Raw genomic sequence first — 22,868 nt, forward strand, 5'->3', positions numbered from 1 at the left:
GCGTCGATGAATCGGATTTATCGCAAGGTCTGGAACAAGTCATTGGGTGTGTGGGCCGTGGCCTCGGAATTGGCCAGCGGTGACAGCACCGGAGCCGTTGCTCCAGCCTCGCTCATCGACCGCCGCCAAAGCCTGGCATTGGCCGCCGCCATCACCCTGGCGCTCGGCGGCGCCGGATTCGTCACGCCACTCCCCGCCAGCGCGCAATCGGTCGAAGTCGGCCGCGGTGCCTCCGCACCTGCCGCCAAGGCGACCGCCATCGGTGCCGGCAGCACGGCCAGCGCCACCGGCGCGGTCGCTACCGGTGCCGACAGCAGCGCCAGCGGTGTGAATAGCAGCGCGATTGGTCGCCAGACCAACGCCATCGGCGAAAACGCCGTGGCCATCGGCTACAACAGTTTTGTGCGCCAGGCAGGCGAAAACGGCGTGGCGCTGGGCGCCAATGCCGGCGTCACCGGTGCCAATTCGGTGGCGCTGGGCGCAGGCTCGCGCACGCACGAAGACGACGTGGTGTCGGTGGGTAGCGGCAATGGTCGCGGCGGCCCGGCAACGCGTCGCATCACCAACGTCGGTGCCGGCATCAACGCCACCGATGCGGTCAACGTGGCGCAGCTGCGCGACGTGGCCGATGTGGCCGAAGAAACCGCGCTGTTCTTCAAGGCAAGCCCGGGCGACGACAGCGTCGGCGCCTATGTCGATGGCAATAGCGCACTGGCCGCAGGCGATGCCGCCAATGCGATCGGTACCGCAACCACCGCGCTCGGCACCGGCGCCAATGCCACCGCTGAGAACGCGACGGCCGTGGGCGCCAATGCACTGGCCTCCGGCCAGAACAGCGCAGCGTTCGGCCATAACGCGCAGGCCAATGGCCCGGCCAGCGTGGCTGTGGGCGGCGCTGCGGTCAACGAAGATGGCCAGCCGTTGATCACCAATGGCGGTGTGCCGGTCACCACCGGTGCCACCAGCGCCGGCGTTGGCGGAACGGCGGTCGGCGCCAGCGCCAATGCCGACGGTTTCGCGGCGTCCTCGTTCGGCGTCGGCGCATATGCCGCCGGTGCGCAGGCATCGGCATTCGGTGCAGTGGCCAACGCCGGTGGCGATTACGCCACTGCCGTCGGCACCCAGACCAGCGCCAGCGGCACCAGCAGCACGGCTGTGGGCGGCCCGGTGGATCTGATTCCCGGACTGGGCTTCTTCGTGCAGACCCAGGCCAGCGGCGACGCGTCTACTGCGCTCGGCGCCGGTGCGATTGCATCGGGCACCTACACCACCGCTGTCGGCACGTTGAGCGAGGCGTCGGGCACCGAAGCCACGGCAGTGGGCTACTTCGCCTACGCACCGGGCGAAGGCGCAACCGCGGTCGGTCCGGAATCCTGGGCCAGCGGTGAGCTGAGCACGGCGCTGGGCTACTACAGCACCGCACGCGGCGCCAACTCGGTGGCGCTGGGCGCCAATTCGGTCGCCACGCGCGCCGACACCGTGTCGGTCGGCGCAGCCGGCGCAGAGCGTCAGATCACCAGCGTCGCTGCCGGTACCGAAGCCACCGATGCAGTGAATCTCGGCCAGCTCACCGCCGTCTCCGATGTCGCCTCCACCACCGCGCGCACGTTCGTCGCCACCGGTGAGGGCGCTGCAGTTGTCGAAGGCGTGGACAGCGTCGCGGCAGGGTCCAATGCATCAGCGCTTGCCGATTACAGCACTGCGCTGGGTTCCAGCAGCATTGCATCGGACATCAACACCACTGCCGTGGGCAGCGGTGCAGTTGCGAACGTCAACAACGCCACGGCGGTGGGTTTCAACAGCATCGCCAGCGACCGTTATGCCACTGCGCTGGGCGCAGACAGCACCGCGTCGGGCTTCTACGGCACCGCACTTGGCAGCACCAGCGTGGCCGTCGGCCGCGGTGCGACTGCGGTCGGTTTCGAAAGCATCGGCAACGGGCTTGAATCCACGGCGCTGGGGTTTGCCAGCGTGGCGTTCGGCGACACCAGCACCGCGATCGGTGCGGAAAGCACCGCGTATGGCACAGGCAGCGTGGCAGTTGGCATCACCTCGGCCGCAGGTGGCGATGCTTCGATTGCCATCGGCGATACCACATTCACCGGTGGCAATCGTGCAGTTGCGATTGGGTCGCAGGCCAATGCTTACGGCGATCGTTCGCTTGCGCTGGGTGCCAACACCTTCGTCGAAGGCACCGATAGCGTTGCGATCGGCGATGGTGCGCAAGTTGCGGTGGACAACAGCGTTGCGCTTGGCGTGAACGCTGTTGCCGATCGCGCCAACACGGTGTCGGTGGGCACGGTCGGCGGCGAGCGTCAGATCACCAATGTCGCTGCCGGTACCGAAGGCACCGATGCGGTGAATCTGGATCAGCTCAACGCAGTGGCCGGCACCGCCGAAACCACCGCGCGCCTGTATGCAGGCACCGGCGACGGCACTGCCGTCGCACAGGGTGAAGATGCAACGGCGGCCGGTTCCAATGCCACCGCTGAAGGCGATTACAGCAGCGCGTTCGGTGCCAGCAGCAATGCCACCGCGATCAGTGCAGTGGCCATCGGCAGCGGCGCCAACGCAACGGCGCAGTACGCCAATGCCGCCGGTTACAACGCAGCAGCCAGCGGCTTTGGCAGCGTGTCCAACGGCGCCTTCAGCCAGGCCAGCGGCGACTATGCCGTGGCCGTGGGGGGCGAGAGCGAAGCAGCCGGCGCGCAGAGCACCGCGCTCGGTGCAGCGGCAGGCGCCTATGGCGATGGCTCGCTGGCGGTTGGTGCGCTGAGCGAGGCACAGGGCAGCGAATCCACCGCGATGGGTTACTTCGCCAGCGCCAGCGGCGAATCGGCCACGGCAATCGGCGCAGAAAGCGTCGCCGATGGCACCACCGCAGCAGCACTGGGCTTCGGCGCACAGGCGACGGCCAATTACGCCACCGCCGTCGGTGGGTATTCCACCGCGAGCGGCTTCAACAGCACCGCGTTGGGTAACTTCAGCACCGCCAGCGGCTCCAACACGGTCGCCGTGGGCAGTGACGCCACCGCCACTGGCGCCTACAGCGTTGCAGCCGGCCAGGGCAGTGTGGCCAGCGGCTATAACAGCGTGTCGGTCGGCGGCGCCTTGCTCGGCCTGTTGCCCACCGAAGCTTCCGGCGATTTCTCCACCGCCGTGGGTGGTGCTGCATGGGCACCGGGCCTCAACAGCACCGCGTTGGGTAACTTTGCCGAATCCACCGGCGAAAGCAGCGTGGCATTGGGTGCCGATTCGGTCGCCGATCGCGACTTTGCGGTGTCCGTCGGTAGCGCCGGCAACGAGCGTCAGATCACCAACGTGGCGGCCGGCACCCAGGGTACCGATGCGGTGAATCTGGATCAGCTCAATGCGGTTGCCGAAGCCGGTGCAACCACCAGCAAGTACTTCCAGGCCAGCGGCAGCGACGACAGCGATGCCGGTGCGTACGTCGCAGGCGATAACGCATTGGCTGCAGGCGAGGGCGCCAACGCCACCGCCAACGGCACCACTGCATTGGGCGCAGGTGCACAGGCAGTGGCCGATGCAGCCACCGCAGTCGGCTTGAATGCGCTGGCGAGCGGCACCAGTGCCGCAGCGGTCGGCAGCAACGCGCAGGCGTTGGCCGAAAACAGCAGCGCATTCGGCAGCAATGCACAGGCCAGCGCTATCGGCGCCACCGCAAATGGCGCTGGCGCGCAGGCAAGCTCCACCTACACCACCGCGCTCGGCAGCGAGGCAGTGGCATCGGACAACCAGGCCACCGCCGCGGGCTTCCGCAGTGCGGCGTCCAACGTCGGCAGCGCGGCATTTGGCGGCTACAGCGAATCCAGCGGCCGGCTGTCGTCGGCACTGGGTTACGGCGCGGTGGCGTCCAGCGATTACAGCACCGCCGTCGGTGCGGCATCGCTGGCCTCCGGCGCCAGCGCGGTAGCCGTGGGTGAGTTCAGCGAAGCCACCGGCGACGAAAGCGTTGCGGTCGGTGGCAGCACGTTCTTCGGCTTCATCCCGGCGCGTGCCTCGGGAACCGGCGCAGCCGCCTTCGGTGCGGGTGCGTGGGCAACCGCGGACTACACCACCGCGATCGGCTGGAACTCGTATGCGGACGGCACCAATGCCACCGCGCTGGGTCAGAGCGCTGCGGCGTTGGCCAACAACACGCTGGCACTGGGTGGTAACAGCCGCGCCGATGCGGTCGGCGCCAGCGTGATCGGCGTGGATGCGTCGGCCACCGGCATCAACAGCACCGGTGTCGGTCGTCAGGTCAATGTGATCGGCGAAAACGCGGTCTCGGTGGGCTACAACTCGTTCGTCCGCCAGAGCGCTGTCAACGGTGTGGCGCTGGGTGCCAACGCCGGCGCAACCGGTGCCGATTCGGTGGCATTGGGCTCGGGTTCGCGCACCTATGAAGCCGACACGGTGTCGATCGGTAGCGGCAATGGCCGCGGTGGTCCGGCGACGCGTCGCATCGTCAATGTCAGCGATGGCCAGACCGCGACTGATGCGGTCAACAAGGGTCAGCTGGATGCGGTGTCGGCCGATGTGCAGAACACCAGCAGCAAGTTCAAGACCACCGGCGATACGGTGGCCACCGCAACCGGCGAGCGCAGCACGGCTGCGGGCTCTGGTGCTATTGCCACGGGTGCACGCAGTGTTGCCATCGCTTCCGGCAGCAGCGCGTCGGCGACCGGTGCCAGCGCGATGGGTGTGGACAGCAGCGCCAGCGGCGTGAACAGCACCGCGATGGGCCGTCAGACCAATTCCATCGGCGAAAATGGTGTGGCGCTGGGCTATAACTCCTTCGTGCGCGAGAGCGGCAGCAATGCGGTGGCCCTGGGTGCGAATGCCGGTGCCAGCGGTGCCGATTCGGTCGCCTTGGGCTCGGGCTCGCGCACCTACGACGCCAATACGGTGTCGGTGGGTAGCGGCAATGGTCGCGGCGGCCCGGCAACGCGTCGCATCGTCAACGTCAGCGACGGCCAGACCGCCAGCGATGCCGTCAACAAGGGGCAGCTGGACGCATTGGCGGCCGATGTGCAGACCACCAGCGGCATGGTCAAGACCACCGGCACCGGCGTAGCCGTGGCAACCGGTGATCGCGCAACCGCTGCAGGTGCGGGTGCCACTGCCAGTGGTGCACGCAGTGTCGCCATTGCTTCCGGCAGCAGCGCCACCGGCACTGGTGCCAGTGCGGTGGGCGTGGACAGCAGCGCCAGCGGCATGAACAGCACCGCGATGGGTCAACAGACCAATGCCATCGGCGAGAAGAGCGTGGCGCTGGGCTACAACTCCTTCGTCCGCCAGAGTGCGGTCAACAGCGTGGCGTTGGGCGCCAATGCCGGTGCAACCGGCGCCGATTCGGTGGCGTTGGGCTCGGGTTCGCGCACCTACGAGGCCAATACGGTGTCGGTGGGTAGCGGCAATGGCCGCGGTGGTCCGGCAACGCGTCGCATCGTCAACGTGGGCGCCGGCGCGATTGCCGATGCCAGCGCCGATGCCATCAACGGCGGTCAGTTGTTCCAGTCGCTCAGCAATGCCGCCAGCTTCCTTGGTGGCGGTGCGGCGATCGGCGCGCAAGGCGTCTTCGTTGCGCCGACCTACGTGATTCAAGGCGCCAGCTACAACAACGTGGGCGCGGCATTGACCGCGCTGGACACCAAGGTCACCCAACTGGATGCACGTGGTGGCACTGCGGTTGCCAGCACCACGGCATCGCTGCGGACCGCCACGGTGCCGGCTGTCGCTGCACCTGCTGCTAGCGATGCAGCAAGCAACGTCAGCACCGCCACTGCGACTGCCGGCGTGCAAGGCACGCCGACGGCAGCCGTGGTCGGCAGCATCACGCCGGCGGCAACCTCGACGGCAGTCGGTACAGCGGCGGTGGCCAACCATGTCACCGGTACCGCGATTGGCGGCAGCGCTTACGCGCACGGCCCCAACGACACCGCCATCGGCAGCAATGCGCGCGTCAATGCCGACGGCAGTACGGCGGTCGGCGCCAACACGCAGATTGCGGCGGTGGCCACCAATGCGGTGGCGATGGGCGAGGGTGCGCAGGTCAGCGCCGCATCCGGTACCGCCATCGGCCAGGGCGCACGTGCCAGTGCACAGGGTGCGGTCGCGTTGGGTCAGGGCTCTGTGGCCGACCGCGCCAACACGGTGTCGGTGGGCAGTGTCGGCGGCGAGCGGCAGGTGGCCAATGTGGCGGCCGGTACGCGCGCCACCGATGCGGTGAACAAGGGCCAGTTGGATGGCGGTATTGCGACGGCCAACAGCTACACCGACAGCCGCTACAGCGCGATGGCCGATAGCTTCGAAAGCTATCAGGGCGATATCGAAGACCGTCTGCGTCGGCAGAACCGTCGTCTGGATCGTCAGGGCGCGATGAGCTCGGCGATGTTGAACATGTCTGCCAGCGTGGCCGGTATTGCCTCGCAGAACCGCGTCGGTGCCGGCGTCGGTTTCCAGAACGGCGAGTCGGCGTTGTCGGTGGGCTACCAGCGTGCGATCAGCCCGCGCGCCACGTTGACCGTGGGCGGTGCGCTGAGCGGCGATGACAGCTCGATCGGCGTGGGTGCCGGTTTCGGCTGGTAACCCTCAGCAACAGCGTACTCAGTTGCATCAAACGCGGCGGCGCCGATGTGCGCCGCCGCGGTAAGGCCTGAGGGGGCGGGCAAGGACCGTGGCTAGGCCAGCCAACGGATTCGCATGGAGTGATGGCCGTACCAGGAGCGATCGATCAACTGCCGCAGGCCGGCTCACGGCTGCGCGGCGTTGTCGACCCCGTTCCAAGCCTGATTCACGAAAAACACGAAGAGGATTTCACCGTGATCGACAAGACCTTCCGCCTCACCCCGCTGACCGGCGCCATCCTGATGATGGCCCTTGGTGCATCCGGCACCCTGGCAGCCGCACCGAAACTGCTGGTCAAGGAACCGACCCAGTCCGCTTCGGCCGGCGCCCAATTCAGTAGCCGCCTGATCGTGCGCTACAAGGACAACACTGCCGCTGCGACCGATCGCAGCAGCAAGCTCAATGCCGTGCAGGCCGCTGTCGGCCGCGTCGGTGCCAGTACCGGCGCACGTAGCAGCGCAGCCGCCGCCAAGGCGACGTATGTGCGCAAGCTCGGTATCGGCTCGGACCTGATCAAGCTGTCCAGCACGTTGACCGCCGCGCAGGTGGACAAGGTGGTGGTCGAGCTGAAGAACGATCCGTCCGTGGTCGACGTGCAGATCGATCGCATGCTGCGTCCGGTCGAGATCAAGAAAAGCGTTGCGGCCACCGATGTGAGCCCGCAGCTGGTTCCCAACGACCCGCTGTATGCGCAGTACCAGTGGCACCTGAGCAACCCCAACGGCGGTATCAATGCGCCGGCCGCATGGGATCTGTCGCAGGGCGCTGGCGTGGTGGTGGCGGTGCTGGATACCGGCATCCTGCCGGGCCATCCCGATTTTGCCGGCAACCTGCTGCAGGGCTATGACTTCATCAGCGATGCCGAAGTCTCGCGTCGTCCGACCGATGCCCGCGTCCCCGGTGCACTGGATTACGGCGACTGGGAAGAAGCCGACAACGTCTGCTACACCGGCTCGGTGGCGCAGGAGAGCTCCTGGCACGGCACCCATGTCTCGGGCACCGTGGCCGAAGCGACCAATAACGGCATCGGCATGGCCGGCGTCGCACCCAAGTCGTCCATCCTGCCGGTGCGCGTGCTCGGCCGTTGCGGCGGGTATACCTCCGACATCGCCGACGCCATCGTGTGGGCATCCGGCGGCACGGTCGAAGGCGTCCCCGCCAACACCAACCCGGCCGAAGTGATCAACATGAGCCTGGGCGGCGGTGGGGCTTGCGATTCGGCCACCCAGCTGGCGATCAACGGTGCGGTGGCGCGCGGCACCACTGTCGTGGTCGCTGCCGGCAACGATGGCGATGACGCGGCCAACCATTCGCCGGCCAGCTGCAACAACACCGTCACCGTCGGTGCCACCCGCATCACCGGCGGCATCACCTACTACTCCAACTACGGCAGCAAGGTCGATTTGTCCGGCCCGGGCGGCGGTGGCAGTGTGGACGGCAATCCGGGCGGCTACATCTGGCAGGCCGGCTACGACGGTGCGACCACGCCGACCTCCGGTAGCTATAGCTACATGGGCATGGGCGGAACCTCGATGGCGTCCCCGCATGTGGCTGGCGTCGTGGCGCTGGTGCAGAGCGCGGCGATCGGTCTGGGCGACGGCCCGCTGACCCCGGCCGCGGTCGAAGCGTTGCTCAAGCAGACCAGCCGCCGTTTCCCGGTGACCCCGCCGGCCAGCACCCCGATCGGCAGCGGCATCGTCGACGCCAAGGCCGCGCTGGAAGCGGTGTTGGTGGAGCCGTGCGATCCGGCCACCGAGTCCTGCGCACCGACCGCCGTCGCGTTGACCAACAAGGCGCCGCTGACCGGCCTGAGTGGCACCTTCGGCAGCTCCACGTTGTACAGCTTCGAAGCCAAGGCCGGTGCGGTGCTGAGCTTCATGACCTACGGCGGTACCGGCGATGTGTCGGTGTACGTCAGCTATGAAGCCGAGCCCAGCGCCAGCAGTTTCGATGCCAAGTCGACGCGTCCGGGCAACAGCGAAACCGTCCGCTTCACTGCCCCCAAGGCAGGCACGTACTACATCAAGTTGGTGGGTGCATCCGATTACGCGAAGCTGACCCTCGTTGCACGACAGTAAGTAGTGAAATAGTGTGACCAATGCCCCCGGCTAATCACCGGGGGCATTGTTTTTCAGGACGATTCAGATGCGTGCGGTTGATCGTCGCGGCAAACTGCTACAGTCGGCGCCGAACCAGTGGAGACGAGTGTGAACGCGGTTGCCGTCGATCCAATTGAGCATCGAAGTGCGGAAACGCGCATCGTCGAAGCATTGCTTGAACGCCGTCGTCTGAAGGACTCCGACCTGCTGCGCGCGCGCCAGTTGCAGGCCGAATCCGGCATGGGCTTGCTGGCCCTGCTCGGCCGCCTGGGCCTGGTGTCCGAGCGCGATCATGCAGAGACCTGCGCCGATGTGCTCGGCCTGCCGTTGGTGGATGCACGCCAACTCGGCGATACCCCGCCGGAAATGCTGCCCGACGTGCAGGGCTTGTCGCTGCGCTTTCTCAAACAATTTCATCTGTGCCCGGTGGGCGAACACGATGGCCGGCTGGATCTTTGGATCGCCGATCCATACGACGATTACGCCATTGATGCGGTGCGTCTTGCCACTGGCTGTGCATTGTTCCTGCAGGTCGGCCTGCGTTCGGAGATCGACGATCTGATCGAGCGCTGGTATGGCCAGGGCCGCAGTGCGATGGGCACCATTGTCGAAACCGCCGATGGCGATGCCAACAGCAGCGACGATATCGAAGCGCTGCGCGATCTGGCCTCCGAAGCGCCGGTGATTCGCCTGGTGAATCTGGTGATCCAGCACGCGGTGGAATTGCGCGCCTCGGATATCCATATCGAACCGTTCGAGAGCCGCCTCAAGGTGCGTTACCGCGTCGATGGCGTGCTGGTGGAAGGCGAAAGCCCGCCGGCCAAACTCACCGCCGCGGTGATCAGCCGCATCAAGATCATGGCCAAGCTCAATATCGCCGAGCGCCGCCTGCCGCAGGACGGTCGCATCATGTTGCGCGTGCAGGGCAAGGAGCTGGATCTGCGCGTCAGCACCGTGCCCACCGCGCATGGCGAGAGCGTGGTGATGCGTCTGCTCGATCGCGAAACGGTGGTGTTCGACTTCTACAAGCTGGGCTTTACCGAAGACTTTCTGCCGCAGTTCCGCAAGGTGCTGGAGCAACCGCACGGCATCATGCTGGTCACCGGCCCCACCGGCTCGGGCAAGACCACCACGCTGTACACCGCGCTGAGCCAGCTCAATACCTCCGACGTCAAGATCATCACCGTCGAAGACCCGGTGGAATACCAGATCGAAGGCATCAACCAGATCCAGGCCAAGCCGCAGATCGGGCTGGATTTTGCCAATGCGCTGCGCAGCATCGTGCGTCAGGACCCGGACATCATCATGATCGGCGAAATGCGCGATCTGGAAACCGCGCGCATTGCGATCCAGTCCGCGCTCACCGGCCATCTGGTGCTGTCCACGCTGCACACCAACAATGCCGCCGGCGGCATCACCCGTTTGCTGGACATGGGCGTGGAGGATTACCTGCTCACCTCCACCATTAACGGCATTCTGGCGCAGCGCCTGGTGCGCAAACTCGACCTGGCCAACGCCGAACGCTACCCCGCATCGCCGGAAGAAATCGAACGTTTCAACCTGCGTCGCCTGCAGCCGGAGGGCGAGATCTTCCTGTATCGCCCGCGTGCCTCGGCGGCCGCGCCGACCGGCTATCTGGGCCGTACCACCATCGTCGAATTCCTGGTGATGAACGACGAATTGCGGCGCGCGGTGATGCGTCGTGCCGGCATGGGCGAGATCGAACAACTCGCCCGCAAGGCCGGCATGCGCACCATGTACGAAGACGGCCTGTCCAAGGCCTTGCGCGGCGAAACCACCATCGAAGAAGTCCTGCGTGTGACGGAGGATGCATGATCGGTGAAGTGACCGGGTGGTCGGGACCGGGGACCCGGGACCGGGGACCCGGGAACAGCCAAGGCAAGTGCTTGGTCGTCGCTGTCGTATGCGCCGATCGACGTGCTGCCGGATTCCAGTACTGCGGTACGCCGCTTTCCTCGGGTCCCGGGTCCCGGGTCCCCGGTCCCGGCCGTTCCTGATGCCGCTCTACCGCTACAAAGCGCTCGACGCTCACGGCGAAATGCTCGACGGCCAGATGGAAGCGGGCAGCGATGCCGAGGTGGCGCTGCGTCTGCAGGAGCAGGGCCATCTGCCGGTGGAAACGCGGCTTGCCACCGGCGAAAACGATTCGCCATCACTGCGCATGCTGCTGCGCAAGAAGCCGTTCGACAATGCCGCGCTGGTGCAATTCACCCAGCAGCTGGCCACCTTGATTGGGGCCGGGCAACCGTTGGATCGCGCGTTGTCGATCCTGATGGATCTGCCGGAAGACGAAAAAAGCCGGCGCGTCATCGGCGACATCCGCGACACCGTGCGCGGCGGTGCGCCGCTGTCGTCTGCGTTGGAACGTCAGCATGGGCTGTTCTCCAAGCTGTACATCAACATGGTGCGTGCCGGCGAAGCCGGCGGCAGCATGCAGGACACCTTGCAACGGTTGGCCGATTACCTGGAGCGCAGCCGCGCGCTCAAGGGCAAGGTGATCAATGCGTTGATCTACCCGGCGATTCTGCTGGCGGTGGTCGGGTGCGCCTTGTTGTTTTTGCTGGGCTACGTGGTGCCGCAATTCGCGCAGATGTACGAAAGCCTGGATGTCGCGCTGCCCTGGTTCACCCAGGCGGTGTTGAGCGTGGGATTGCTGGTACGCGACTGGTGGCTTGTGCTGATCGTGGTGCCGGGTGTGCTCGGGCTGTGGCTGGATCGCAAGCGTCGCAATGCCGCTTTCCGTGCAGCGCTGGACGAATGGTTGCTGCGCCAGAAAGTGGTCGGCAGCCTGATCGCGCGGCTGGAAACCGCACGGCTGACGCGCACCCTGGGCACCTTATTGCGCAACGGCGTGCCGTTGCTGGCCGCGATCGGCATCGCGCGCAACGTCATGTCCAATCTGGCGTTGGTCGAGGATGTCGCCAACGCTGCCGACGATGTCAAGAACGGGCATGGCCTGGCGATATCGCTGGCGCGCGGCAAGCGCTTTCCGCGATTGGCCCTGCAGATGATCCAGGTGGGCGAAGAATCCGGCGCGTTGGACACGATGTTGCTCAAGACCGCTGACACCTTCGAGCTGGAAACTGCACAAGCCATCGACCGTGCGCTGGCTGCATTGGTACCGCTGATCACGCTGGTCCTGGCCTCAGTGGTGGGGCTTGTCATCATTTCGGTACTGGTACCGCTGTATGACCTCACCAATGCGATCGGTTGAGCGCGCGAGCAACGCGCCTGCGCAGCTGCAAGGCGGGCGCAAGCGGGACTCGGCATCGGCATGCATCGCTCGTACACTCTATTAACGGCACGCGGCGCTTTTCATTAGGCGGCGTCTTCACAACAACGTTCCGGTGACCGCACGACACCTACGCGGGAACCAATGCAATGGCCGCCATGTCATCTAGTGGCGGCAGCATCCTTCATCGACGTGCAAGGAAATCGTTCATGATCAAGCGTTCCATCACCCGTAGTCCGTCGCGCGCAGGCCAGGCCGGCATGAGCTTGCTGGAAATCATCATCGTCATCGTGCTGATCGGCGCGGTGCTCACCTTGGTCGGCAGCCGCGTGCTTGGTGGCGCCGATCGCGGCAAGGCCAATCTGGCCAAGTCGCAGATCCAGACCCTGGCCGGCAAGATCGAAAACTTTCAGCTCGACACCGGCAAGTTGCCGAGCAAGCTCGATGACCTGGTGACCCAGCCCGGCGGCAGCAGCGGCTGGCTGGGCCCGTACGCCAAGGCGGTGGAGCTTAACGATCCGTGGGGTCACACCATCGAGTACCGCGCGCCGGGCGATGGCCAGCCGTTCGATCTGATCAGCCTGGGCAAGGATGGTCGCCCCGGTGGTAGCAGCTACGACTCGGATATCAAGTACCAATAAGTCCTCGCCATGCGCGTTGCGTGTCAGCCGTTGCGTCATCCGCATGGAGTCGGTCCTGGCCGTACCCGCACGCGTGGCAGCTCGCTGCTCGAAATGCTGCTGGTCATCGCGTTGATCGCAATGGCCGGCGTGCTGGCCGCAGCCGCATTGAACGGCGGTATCGATGGTATGCGCCTGCGCACCGCCGGCAAGGCGATCGCCTCGCAACTGCGCTACACGCGCACCCAGGCGATTGCCACCGGCACCCCGCAACGCTTTCTGATCGACCCGCTGCAGCGCCGTTGGGAAGCGCCCGGCGGCCATCACGGCGACCTGCCGTCGTCGCTGCAGGTGCGCTTCACCGGCGCGCGCCAGGTGCAGTCGCGGGAAGATCAGGGCGCCATCCAATTCTTCCCCGATGGGGCGTCCACGGGCGGTCGCATCGATCTGCAGGTCAAGGACGCGCGCTGGCGCGTGGACGTGGGCTGGATCACCGGCGAAGTGCGTTCGGGTCCGCTACGGACGCCTGCGCCATGAAGCGGCAACGTGGTTACACCCTGATCGAGGTGATCGTCGCTTTTGCCTTGCTCGCCTTGGCATTGAGCCTGTTGCTGGGGTCGTTGTCCGGTGCGGCACGTCAGGTGCGCGCGGCCGATGACAGCACGCGTGCGACCTTGCACGCGCAATCGCTGCTGGCGTTGCAAGGCATGGACAAGCCGCTGGTGCCCGAGCAACAACAAGGCACCTTCGAAGCCGGGCATTTCCGTTGGTCGATGGATGTGCGTCCCTACGACGAACCACGGCGTAATCCGCAGGCGCCGGTGGCCCCTGGCGCGCACAAACTGCTGCAACTGACCCTGGTGGTGCGTTGGGGCGAGGCGCCCAATCAAATGCTGCAATGGCGCACCTTGCGCCTGGTGGCCGCCACCGCACAGGACAGCGCGCTGTGATTCGTTCGCGCAGCGCCGGCTTCACCCTGATCGAAGTGCTGCTGGCCACGATGCTGTTGGTCGGCGGGCTGGCGTTGGCCTTCGCCACATTGCGCTCGGCCAGCGCGGTGAGTCAGCGTGGCGAGGCGATTGCCCAGCGCAGCGAGCGTGTGCGTGCGGTGGAAGAATTCCTGCGCCGTCGGTTGGCTGCCGCATTGCCGCTGGCAATGAGCATCGACCCGCAAAGCCAGCAACCGATGTTGTTTGTCGGCGAACCGCAGCGCATGCGCTTTGCCGCCGATGTGCCGGATTATCTGGGACGCGGTGGCCCGTATCTGCACGAGTTGTCGGTGGTCGGCGATGGCGAGCAACGCACCTTGCAGATTGCGTTGACCATGCTGCAATCGGGCAAATCGATCGAGGAAGGCAGTAAATTGCCGCCGGAGCCGCTGGCGCAAGGCGTGCAGCAGGTGAGCTTTCGTTACCGTGGCATGGATCCGCAGAACGGCCGCCTGAGCGCCTGGTTGCCGCAGTGGGAATGGCACGACCGCCTGCCGCTGCTGGTGCGGATCGAGATCCGTAGTGGCGACGCTGCATGGCCGCCGCTGGTCGTGGCGTTGCCGCAATCCAGCAACCCCGGAGCGGGGCAATGAGCCGGATACGTGGCGCTGCCTTGGTGCTGGTGTTGTGGTTGATCGCCTTGCTCACCGCGATGATCGGTGCGTTTGCGCTCACCGCGCGCGTGGAAGCCTTGCAAGGCACTATGCTGCGCAATGGCGCGCAGGCGCAGGAATACGCACGCGCTGGCCTGGAATACGCACTGTCCCGCTTGCAGAGCGCCGATACCCAGGCACGCTGGCGCGCAGATGGCCGACGGTATCGTTGGCAGATGGACGATGCCACGGTGGAGATTCGTATCACTGACGAAAGCGGCAAGGTGGATCTGAACATGGCCGAGCCGGCGCTGTTGGCCGGGCTGGTGCGTGCCGTGGGCGGCGAACAAGGCCGCGATACGCGCATTGCCGGTGCCATCGTCGATTGGCGCGATGGCGACTCGCTGAGCCAGCCCGGCGGTGGAGCAGAAGACCGCGATTACGCCGATGCCGGCTTGCCCTATGGCGCAAAGGACAGCCCATTCGAAACGTTGGGCGAACTGCGCCTGGTGCTGGGCATGGACAGCGAGTTGTATCGCAAGTTGCTGCCCAACATCACCTTGTACAGCGGCCGCTCGCGGCCAGAAGCGCGTTTTGCACCCGGCCCGGTGTTGACTGCGATGGGCCTGGATGCGCGGGAACTGCTGGCGCAGCGTGACGCGCCGCTGGGTTTGCCGGGCAGCGAGGCGACGGTCGGTGGGTCTGACACTTATAGTATCGAGAGCCGGGCGCGACTGAGTCAGGGACGCGAGGCTGTGTTGCGCGCGGTCGTGTCGACAAGCGCGTCCGCAGTACCGGGATCGGCCTACACCGTGTTGCGTTGGGAACAGGGAGCAGCAGTGCAATGACCGCATGGCGGGATACCTTGGGTCGTATCGGCGTACGCGCCATGCCGGGAGCCGGAGGCTTCTGGCGTTGGTGGCAGCAATCGCTGCTGGCGTGGCTGCCGCAGCGCTGGCAGTGGCAATTGGGCCTGTCGCAGGCGCGCCTGTTGTTGCAGCTCGATGGCGACACGTTGCAGTTGCTGCGCCAACGCGATCAGAGCCGTGAGGCGATCGCCAGCCTGCCGTGGCCGGTGCAGCCGCAGGAAGTCAATGCCGTGCTGCCGACTGCGCTGGATGGTCTACCGCGGCATTGGTTGTTGCCGTCGGCGCATGCATTGCGGCGGCCGTTGCGGCTGCCGGCAGCGGCTGCCGCGCGGCTGCAGGATGTAGCGCGTTTCGAAATCGACCGGCAAACCCCGTTCACCGCCGACCAGGTGTATTTCGACGCACGCGTGCTCGATGTGCGCGAAGACGGCCAGCTGGATGCGGAACTGGTCGTGGTGCCACGGCGCATGATCGATGGCCCGGCCGGTGTGCCCGATGCCTGGACCAACGCGCTGTCCGGCATCGATGTGGCCGATGCGCAGGGCGCTCCATTGGGAGTGAATCTGCTGCCGCCGGCACGCCGGCTGCGGCGTAGCGACCCGATGCAACGCTGGAACCTGCTACTCACCGCCACCGCGGTGGCGTTGTTGGCTGTGGCCGGTTGGCTGCTGTTGGATAATCGCCGCCAGGCCGCCGACGATCTGCGCGCGCAGGTGCAGGCCAATGCCGCGCGCGCGCGCCAGGTGGCTGCGGAACGCCAGCAGCTGATGGATCTGGTCGAAGGCGCTACCTTCTTCCAGAAGCAACGCGCCACGCGCCCGACCTCGGTGGAAATCTGGGACGAGTTGAGCCGGCGTCTGCCGGGCGGCACCTATCTGGAAAAATTCTCGGTCGAAGGCGGGCAATTGCAGCTGATCGGTTTGAGCAACGAAGCCTCGTCGCTGGTGCGTCGCCTGGAAGGTTCGCCGCTATGGCGTACGCCGTCGCTGACCGGCGTGCTGCAGAGCGATGCCGGTCGCAACGTCGACCGTTTCACCATCACCGCCGAGCTGGCTGGCCCCGATGGGAAGGAGGGGGCCGATGCCACGCAGCGTTAAGCGCGATCGCTGGATCGCTTTGGGTCTGCTGCTGCTGGTGCTCGGCGTGGCGTATCTGGTGCTGGTGCACCCGTGGTTCACCCAGCCGATGATCGCCATGCAGGACGAACTGCAATCGCTGCGCGAGCGCGAGCTGCGCGTGCGCGTGCAATTGCAGCAGGCGCCGCAGGTCAGCCAGCGGCTGCGCCAGGCGCGGCAGACGCTGGAAAGCCGCCCTGGCTTTTTGCCGGAAACCTCCGCCGAGCTGGCCTCGGCCGGACTGGTGCAGCGGCTGGAACGCGCAGTGGTGGAAGCCAGCCCCGGCAACCGCAGCTGTGCCATCAGCAACCGCTCGCCGCTGCAGCCGGAGAGCAAGGGCCGCTTCACCCGCGTGGCGGTGCAGGTGCGCTTGCGCTGCGGCACGCCGGAACTGGCTTCGGTGTTGTACAGCCTGGAAAACGGCACTCCGCGGCTGTTCGTGGACAACCTCAACGTGATGGCGCAGCGCTACCAACTCTCGCCCAACGAAAGCGGCAACGGCCTGGACATCGCGTTCGAACTGGCCGGCTATCTGCGCCCCGGCGCCAGCGCTGCGCCGTTGAACACCGATGCCGCGCCCGCCGCCGCAGCCGCCGCCGGGGAGGCCAGCAATGCGCCTTGACCTGATCGGTTTGCGCACCTGGTTGCTGGCCACCGTGGTCGGCTGGGCGCTGCTGGTGTGCATCCTGGCCGTGGCTGGCTTAGGCAAGCGCGTGGAACTGCTGCCGGACGACCCGGCACTGGTGCAGCGCCTGCCCACGCTACCGGCGCCCGCGCCGGAACGGTTGGGCGCCTTCGAAAAATATTCGGAGATCGCCGCGCATCCCGCATTCGCCGAAGACCGCTTGCCGCATCCGTTCTTCCTGTCCGGCACCGACGGTAGCGGCGCGGCTTCGACGGTGCGCCTGACCGGCGTGCTGCTGACCGAGAACTTCAAGATGGCCACGCTGACCCTGGACCCGCAGGATTCGGTGCGCGTGCAGCTGGGCGGCGACGCGGTCAAGGGCTGGCGCCTGCTGGCCCTGCAGCCGCGCAGTGCCACCATCGAAGGCCCCGGCGGCACCCAGACGCTGGAGCTGCACGTGTTCAATGGCCAGGGCGGTCAACCGCCGACCGCCAATGCCGCCGCGCGTGGTGCGCCGGGCACGCTGCCGCCATTGCCGCCGGTGCCGCCGTCGCCCGATGCTGCTGCGGTCGCGCAACCGCAGCCGCAGCCTGCCACCCCGCCGGCGCAACAACCTGGCGGGCAAGCCCCGCCGACGGTGCCGCCGCAGCGCAGCGATGGCGCGCAGGAAGCTCCACGCCCCTCCGACGATCAGATGCGTGCCATCCGCGAACGTATCGAAGCCCGACGCCGCCAGCTGCAACAGCAGCGCCAGAGCGGCTCTACCCCCGGTCAGACCCAATGAGTGAACGCATGACGCCGCGCCTGTTTCCCGTGTCCCTGCTGATTGGCCTGTTGGCCGGTTGCGCCACCACTCCGCCGCCGGACGTGCGCCGCGACGCGCGCCTGGATCCACAAGTCGGCGCTGCCGGCGCCACCCAGACCGTTGCCGACCAACGCGCCGACGGCAATGCCGCCACCAGCGCCAAGCCCAGCCCGGTGATCCGGCGCGGCAGCGGCACTATGATCAACCAGAGCGCGGCGTCGTCGCCGTCGCCCACGCTGGGCATGGCCAGCAGCGGCAGCGCCACCTTCAACTTCGAAGGCGAGTCGGTACAGGCGGTGGTCAAGGCAATCCTGGGCGACATGCTCGGCCAGAACTACGTCATCGCGCCCGGCGTGCAGGGCACCGTGACCCTGGCCACGCCCAATCCAGTTTCGCCGGCGCAAGCCTTGAACCTGCTGGAAATGGTGCTGGGCTGGAACAACGCGCGCATGGTGTTCAGCGGTGGCCGCTACAACATCGTGCCGGCCGACCAGGCGCTGGCCGGCACCGTCGCGCCCAGCACCGCCTCGCCGTCTGCCGCACGCGGTTTTGAAGTGCGCGTGGTGCCGTTGAAGTTCATTTCCGCCAGTGAAATGAAAAAGGTGCTGGAGCCGTACGCACGGCCCAACGCCATCGTCGGCACCGACAACGCGCGCAACGTGATCACCCTTGGCGGCACCCGCGCCGAACTCGAAAACTACCTGCGCACCGTGCAAATCTTCGACGTGGACTGGTTGTCGGGCATGTCGGTGGGCGTGTTCCCGATCCAGTCCGGCAAGGCCGAAAAGGTCAGCGCCGATCTGGAAAAGGTCTTCGGCGAACAGAGCAAGACGCCCAGCGCCGGCATGTTCCGTTTCATGCCGCTGGAAAACGCCAATGCGGTGCTGGTGATCACTCCGCAGCCGCGCTATCTGGATCAGATCCAGCAGTGGCTGGACCGCATCGACAGCGCCGGCGGCGGCGTGCGCTTGTTCTCGTATGAATTGAAGTACATCAAGGCCAAGGACCTGGCCGATCGGTTGTCGGAAGTGTTCGGTGGGCGCGGTGGTGGCGGCGATTCCAACGCCTCGCTGGCGCCGGGTGCCGAGAGCAGCGTGCTCGGCGGCGCGCTGGGCAATCGCGACAGCAGCATGGGCGCCAGCTCCGGCATGACCGGAGGCAGCCTCGGCGAAAGCGGCGACAGCAGTGGCTCGGGCAGCAGTTTCGGTGGAAGCAGCGGCGTCGGTGGAAGCAGTGGTAGCAGCAGCGGTGGCCTGGGCAACGGCAGCTTGCAGCTCTCGCCGCGCAGCAACGGCAACGGCGCAGTGACACTGGAGGTGGAAGGCGACAAGGTCGGCGTGTCGGCTGTGGCCGAAACCAACACCTTGCTGGTGCGCTCCACGCCGCAATCGTGGGCGTCCATCCGCGACGTCATCGAAAAGCTCGACGTGATGCCGATGCAGGTGCATATCGAAGCGCAGGTGGCTGAGGTGAATTTGACCGGTGACCTGAGCTACGGCGTCAATTGGTATTTCGAAAACGCTGTGAATGCTTCGAGAGATCCAGCGACTGCATTAGCGAATGCGACTGGTATCGGTGTTGGCGCTGGCCTTACCAACGCTGCAGGTCGGAACATCTGGGGAGATATTGCCGGAAGCGTTACTAGTAATGGGTTGGGTTGGACATTTCTTGGAAAGAATGCCGCGGCCATCATCACAGCCTTGGATCGGGTGACAAATGTGCGACTGCTCCAAACGCCGTCGGTGTTTGTGCGAAACAATGCAGAAGCAACGCTCAACGTCGGCTCGCGTATCGCAATCAATTCAACCTCGATCAACACCGGTCTTGGGAGCGACAGTAGTTTCTCTTCTGTGCAATACATTGATACCGGCGTGATTTTGAAGGTGCGTCCTCGTGTGACCAAGGACGGGATGGTGTTTTTGGATATCGTCCAGGAAGTAAGTAGCCCGGGTGATCGGCCTGCGGCATGTACGTCCGCGACCGCAACGGTGAACGCAGCGGCCTGTAACGTCGACATCAATACCCGTCGTGTCAAAACAGAGGCCGCTGTGCAAAGTGGCGATACGATCATGCTGGCCGGTTTGATTGATGACACAACCACCGATACGAGCGATGGTGTGCCCTTCCTGAGCAAGCTTCCTGTAGTGGGTGCGTTGTTCGGAACCAAGGGAAAGAGCAACACCCGCCGCGAAGTCATCGTGCTGATCACTCCATCGATCGTGCGCAACCCGCAGGAAGCGCGCAACCTCACCGACGAATACGGTCAGAAGTTCAAGGTCATGGAGCCGCTGAAACCCAGCCAGAAGCCGCAATGAGTGCGGCACTGCCCGTCGTGCTGGTGCCGGTCGGCACCGACGACGAGGCGCTGGATGCGTGCCTGGGCGCATTGGATGCGGCCACGCCTGCGGGCACGCGGGTGTGGCTGGCCGACGATGCGCAGGCCGGCCCGCGCGGCCGCGCGGTGATCGATCACTGGCTGGCGCGGACGCAGCTGCAGGCGCATCACACCCGGCGCCAGCGCATGCTCGGCGAGGTGGCGCATCTGGATGAAATGCTCGCCGCCTGCGGCGATGCCGACGTGGTGGTGCTGGGGGTGGATGCCTGCCCGCTGCCCGGTTGGTTGCGGCAGCTCACCGCGTGTTTTGCGCGCGATGCGGCGATTGCCACGGCCACGCCCTGGAGCAATGTGGGCGAAGCCTGCAGCTGGCCGCGGCTGGGCGAACTCAACCCACTGCCGGACGCGCCGGAGCGGTTGGCCGCTGCCTGTGCGGCGATGCCGCCGCTGCATCCGGAGTTGCCATCGGCGGTCGGGCACGCGGTGCTGCTGCGGGGCGCCGCACGCCGCAAGGCCGGTGGGCTGGATGCCAGTAGTTATGGCTCCTGGTATGCCGCGCTGGTGGACCTCAGCCTACGCATGGGCGGGCTGGGATGGCGCAATGTGTTGTGCGACACAGCCTTCGTCGCCTCGCCGCACGAAGGTCGCCCGGCCGATGGCGACATGGATGCACTGGCCACACGCTGGCCGGCCTGGCACGCGCGGCTGGCCAACTTTCTGATGCACGACCCCTTGCGTGCGCAACGCGACCAGTTAGGTCAGTTGCTCGCCGACCTGCCACCGCCGGACCCGCAGCGCATGCTGTTCGACGCGTAGCGCAGCTGCCAAGTGGCATGCTCATCGCTAGGCGGGCGCAGCCGGTGTTCGGTGCGGCATGTAGCACGCGTGCAGTGCGGTTCCTTGAGCGCTGTCCCTTGCAAGCTGACGACTGCTCGCCGTGCGCTGATTGCAGGGGTGTTGTCGGCCGCATCCTGGTGGATGCCGTCGGAAGTTAGGTCAAACGCATCGGAAGTCTGGATCAAACGCTGAGTGGGTCGAGTGCGCGGTGCGCTCGCCGCTCGCGGGACACGCCGTAAATCCGTCCGTGGACGCTCGGTGGCGGCATCCATGCCGCCACACGGTCCCGCAAGCGGCGAGGACACCGCACCAGGACGTTGGTCGGTAGCTGCATAAAAGAGCTGGTCGTCTCGCGAGTCGCAGTGGCCTGCTGATGCGGATCGCACACACATGTGAGCTAGCAAAGTAGAGGCACATCACGCATTGCTTGCACCATGCACACCGACCATCTCGACTGGTCCTTGCCTGCCCACCGTCGCGTGAGCTTACAAGGACGTACTTGCAGCGTGTCCCGCGAGGGTTGGCGGGCAAGGGGCCTGCAGCCAGGCAGCAGATCAGCCGGCCTGCAGTAGACCGGCGTGACGTAGTTTTGTTAGCCCCTCTTAAGAAGCCGACCGCATCGGCGCATCGGTGCGCACCACCACGTCCAGTGCGTCGTGACGCCAGGATTCGATATCCAGTTCCACCGCGCGGCCGTCTTCGGCAAAGCTGATCCGCTGCAGGCGGAAACACGGCGTGCCGGTGGTGGACTGCAGCAGGATCGCCTGGGTGGCATCCAGGCCGGCCGGATGCATCGACACCTGTGCGCGGCTCAGGAATAGCCCCAACTTTTGGTTGAACACGCTCGACAGCGAGCCGGCCATGTCGTGTTCGAGCAGGCCCGGTGCCCACGCTGCCAGCACGACGTTGGTTTCCAGCAGCACGGCGCGGCGGTCGATCCAGCGTCGGCGTTGCAGCACGAAGACGTCTTCATACGGCGTGTCCAGTCGCAGCGCCGCTGCAAACGCGGCGCCCGCGGCCTGGCGGGTGGCGCTCAATAACTCGGTGCGCGGCTTGCGCCCTTGCGCGGCCACGTACTGCATGAAGCCGGCGATGCTGGTGGGGTCGTAGCGCACGCGTGGTGCGCTGACGAACCAGCCACGGCGGTTTTCGCGGTAGATGCGGCCTTCGGCTTCAAGGTGCTGCAAGGCTTCGCGCAGGGTGATGCGGGTGCAGTCGAAGCGCTCGGCAAGCGCGCGCTCCACCGGCAGGCGCTGGTCCGGGCCCCATTCGCCGGCGGCAATCTGCGCGGCGATGATTTCAGTGATGGCGTGCTGGCGCGACGCAGTCATACGGCGCACCGCCAATCGGAGATGCGGGCCATGGGCGAGACAATGAGAGGAAGATCGTGCATGCCGCGATGGTAAAGAAGAACGCGCACGCAAACTGCGCCGGGCTTAGCGTGGCGTTGTCAGGTTCCGGTTCTGTTGGGTTTTCCAACTGCGCCATCCGTAGATCGCCAACGCCACGAAGCCGGCGTAGAGCAGGGCGGTGGGATACAACTCCTTGCTGACGAACACGCCGACATAAATGCAATCGAGCACGATCCATAGCACCCAGTTAGCGAGGCGTTTGCGCGCGGCCCACACGCTGGCGACCAGGCTGAAGCTGGCCAGCGCCGCGTCCAGCCATGGCAGTGCGGCATCGGTGCGGTGATGCATGTATGCGCCCAGCGCAGCAGCGAATGCAGCGCCGATAGAGAGTGAGAGCCACAGTTCACGCTGCGGCATCGGCAAGGGGCGGATGCGCGCGTCCACGCTGTTGCCGCGTTGCCACTGCCACCACCCGTAGAGTTGGGTCAGCACATACACGCCTTGCAGCAGCATGTCCGAGTACAGCTTCCACTGATAGAACAGCCACGCATACAGCGCGACCGCCACGATGCCGACCGGCCAGCACCAGCGGATGCGCTGTGCGGTCAGCCACACGCCCAGCAGGTTGATCACAACGGCGATGGATTCGAGCAAGGACATGCAAGGCCTGATGGAAAGTGGAGAGCGTTGTGAGAGGCGCAACTGGTGCAAAGCGAGTGGTGCAGTTGGGAGTGGATGCTGCG

Annotated in this window: 16 protein-coding genes and 1 other RNA gene; 15 read left to right on the forward strand and 2 right to left on the reverse strand. The window is 66.0% G+C overall.

Annotation, left to right across the window (positions count from 1 at the left end; genetic code table 11):
• Nucleotides 1-6: 6 nt before the first annotated feature.
• From VC212_RS04885 to VC212_RS04955, 15 genes are all read left to right on the forward strand, one after another.
• Complete coding sequence (locus tag VC212_RS04885) at nucleotides 7-6,594, forward strand: ESPR-type extended signal peptide-containing protein (RefSeq protein ID WP_323514312.1); 6,588 nt, start codon at nucleotides 7-9, stop codon at nucleotides 6,592-6,594.
• A 233-nt stretch (nucleotides 6,595-6,827) separates the two neighbouring features.
• The gene (locus VC212_RS04890; RefSeq protein WP_323514563.1) at nucleotides 6,828-8,711 is read left to right on the forward strand and encodes a S8 family serine peptidase; all 1,884 of its coding nucleotides are present in this window, start codon (nucleotides 6,828-6,830) and stop codon (nucleotides 8,709-8,711) included.
• A 129-nt stretch (nucleotides 8,712-8,840) separates the two neighbouring features.
• Nucleotides 8,841-10,568: a type II secretion system ATPase GspE gene (gene gspE / locus VC212_RS04895; RefSeq protein WP_055850769.1), complete on the forward strand. Its 1,728-nt coding sequence runs from the start codon at nucleotides 8,841-8,843 to the stop codon at nucleotides 10,566-10,568.
• 181 nt (nucleotides 10,569-10,749) lie between these two features.
• Nucleotides 10,750-11,967: a type II secretion system F family protein gene (locus VC212_RS04900; protein WP_115561277.1), complete on the forward strand. Its 1,218-nt coding sequence runs from the start codon at nucleotides 10,750-10,752 to the stop codon at nucleotides 11,965-11,967.
• Nucleotides 11,968-12,194: 227 nt separating this feature from the next.
• Nucleotides 12,195-12,626: a type II secretion system major pseudopilin GspG gene (gene gspG / locus VC212_RS04905; RefSeq protein WP_055850775.1), complete on the forward strand. Its 432-nt coding sequence runs from the start codon at nucleotides 12,195-12,197 to the stop codon at nucleotides 12,624-12,626.
• A 9-nt stretch (nucleotides 12,627-12,635) separates the two neighbouring features.
• Nucleotides 12,636-13,142, forward strand: coding sequence for a GspH/FimT family pseudopilin (locus tag VC212_RS04910; protein WP_055850779.1), 507 nt, complete (start codon nucleotides 12,636-12,638; stop codon nucleotides 13,140-13,142).
• Nucleotides 13,139-13,555 (forward strand): prepilin-type N-terminal cleavage/methylation domain-containing protein, encoded by a 417-nt coding sequence (locus tag VC212_RS04915; protein ID WP_055850781.1) that lies wholly within the window; start codon nucleotides 13,139-13,141, stop codon nucleotides 13,553-13,555. The genes VC212_RS04910 and VC212_RS04915 overlap by 4 nt, the downstream gene beginning before the upstream one ends.
• Complete coding sequence (locus VC212_RS04920) at nucleotides 13,552-14,187, forward strand: type II secretion system protein J (protein WP_115527069.1); 636 nt, start codon at nucleotides 13,552-13,554, stop codon at nucleotides 14,185-14,187. Before VC212_RS04915 ends, VC212_RS04920 begins: the two co-directional genes overlap by 4 nt.
• The gene (locus VC212_RS04925) at nucleotides 14,184-15,035 is read left to right on the forward strand and encodes a type II secretion system minor pseudopilin GspK (protein WP_323514311.1); all 852 of its coding nucleotides are present in this window, start codon (nucleotides 14,184-14,186) and stop codon (nucleotides 15,033-15,035) included. Before VC212_RS04920 ends, VC212_RS04925 begins: the two co-directional genes overlap by 4 nt.
• Nucleotides 15,032-16,153 (forward strand): PilN domain-containing protein, encoded by a 1,122-nt coding sequence (locus VC212_RS04930; RefSeq protein ID WP_323514310.1) that lies wholly within the window; start codon nucleotides 15,032-15,034, stop codon nucleotides 16,151-16,153. The genes VC212_RS04925 and VC212_RS04930 overlap by 4 nt, the downstream gene beginning before the upstream one ends.
• Entirely contained in the window at nucleotides 16,137-16,793 is a 657-nt protein-coding gene (gene gspM / locus VC212_RS04935) for a type II secretion system protein GspM (protein WP_323514309.1), read from the forward strand. The genes VC212_RS04930 and gspM overlap by 17 nt, the downstream gene beginning before the upstream one ends.
• Nucleotides 16,783-17,580 carry a type II secretion system protein XpsN gene (gene xpsN, locus VC212_RS04940; protein ID WP_323514308.1) on the forward strand — a complete coding sequence of 266 codons (798 nt, stop codon included), beginning with the start codon at nucleotides 16,783-16,785 and terminating at the stop codon, nucleotides 17,578-17,580. The genes gspM and xpsN overlap by 11 nt, the downstream gene beginning before the upstream one ends.
• Nucleotides 17,577-19,916 carry a type II secretion system secretin GspD gene (gene gspD, locus VC212_RS04945; protein ID WP_323514307.1) on the forward strand — a complete coding sequence of 780 codons (2,340 nt, stop codon included), beginning with the start codon at nucleotides 17,577-17,579 and terminating at the stop codon, nucleotides 19,914-19,916. The genes xpsN and gspD overlap by 4 nt, the downstream gene beginning before the upstream one ends.
• Nucleotides 19,913-20,752: a glycosyltransferase gene (locus tag VC212_RS04950; RefSeq protein ID WP_323514306.1), complete on the forward strand. Its 840-nt coding sequence runs from the start codon at nucleotides 19,913-19,915 to the stop codon at nucleotides 20,750-20,752. Before gspD ends, VC212_RS04950 begins: the two co-directional genes overlap by 4 nt.
• Before the next feature lie 58 nt (nucleotides 20,753-20,810).
• Nucleotides 20,811-20,902, forward strand: a non-coding RNA gene (locus tag VC212_RS04955) — sX9 sRNA.
• A 473-nt stretch (nucleotides 20,903-21,375) separates the two neighbouring features.
• On the opposite strand, the gene VC212_RS04960 is transcribed toward VC212_RS04955, so the two are convergent.
• Entirely contained in the window at nucleotides 21,376-22,104 is a 729-nt protein-coding gene (locus VC212_RS04960; protein WP_115514459.1) for a UTRA domain-containing protein, read from the reverse strand.
• Between the two features lie 105 nt (nucleotides 22,105-22,209).
• Nucleotides 22,210-22,785 (reverse strand): nicotinamide riboside transporter PnuC, encoded by a 576-nt coding sequence (gene pnuC, locus VC212_RS04965; protein ID WP_323514305.1) that lies wholly within the window; start codon nucleotides 22,783-22,785, stop codon nucleotides 22,210-22,212.
• Nucleotides 22,786-22,868: the final 83 nt, after the last annotated feature.

It is taken from the genome of Xanthomonas sp. WHRI 8932A (assembly GCF_035012785.1).
Lineage (GTDB): Bacteria > Pseudomonadota > Gammaproteobacteria > Xanthomonadales > Xanthomonadaceae > Xanthomonas.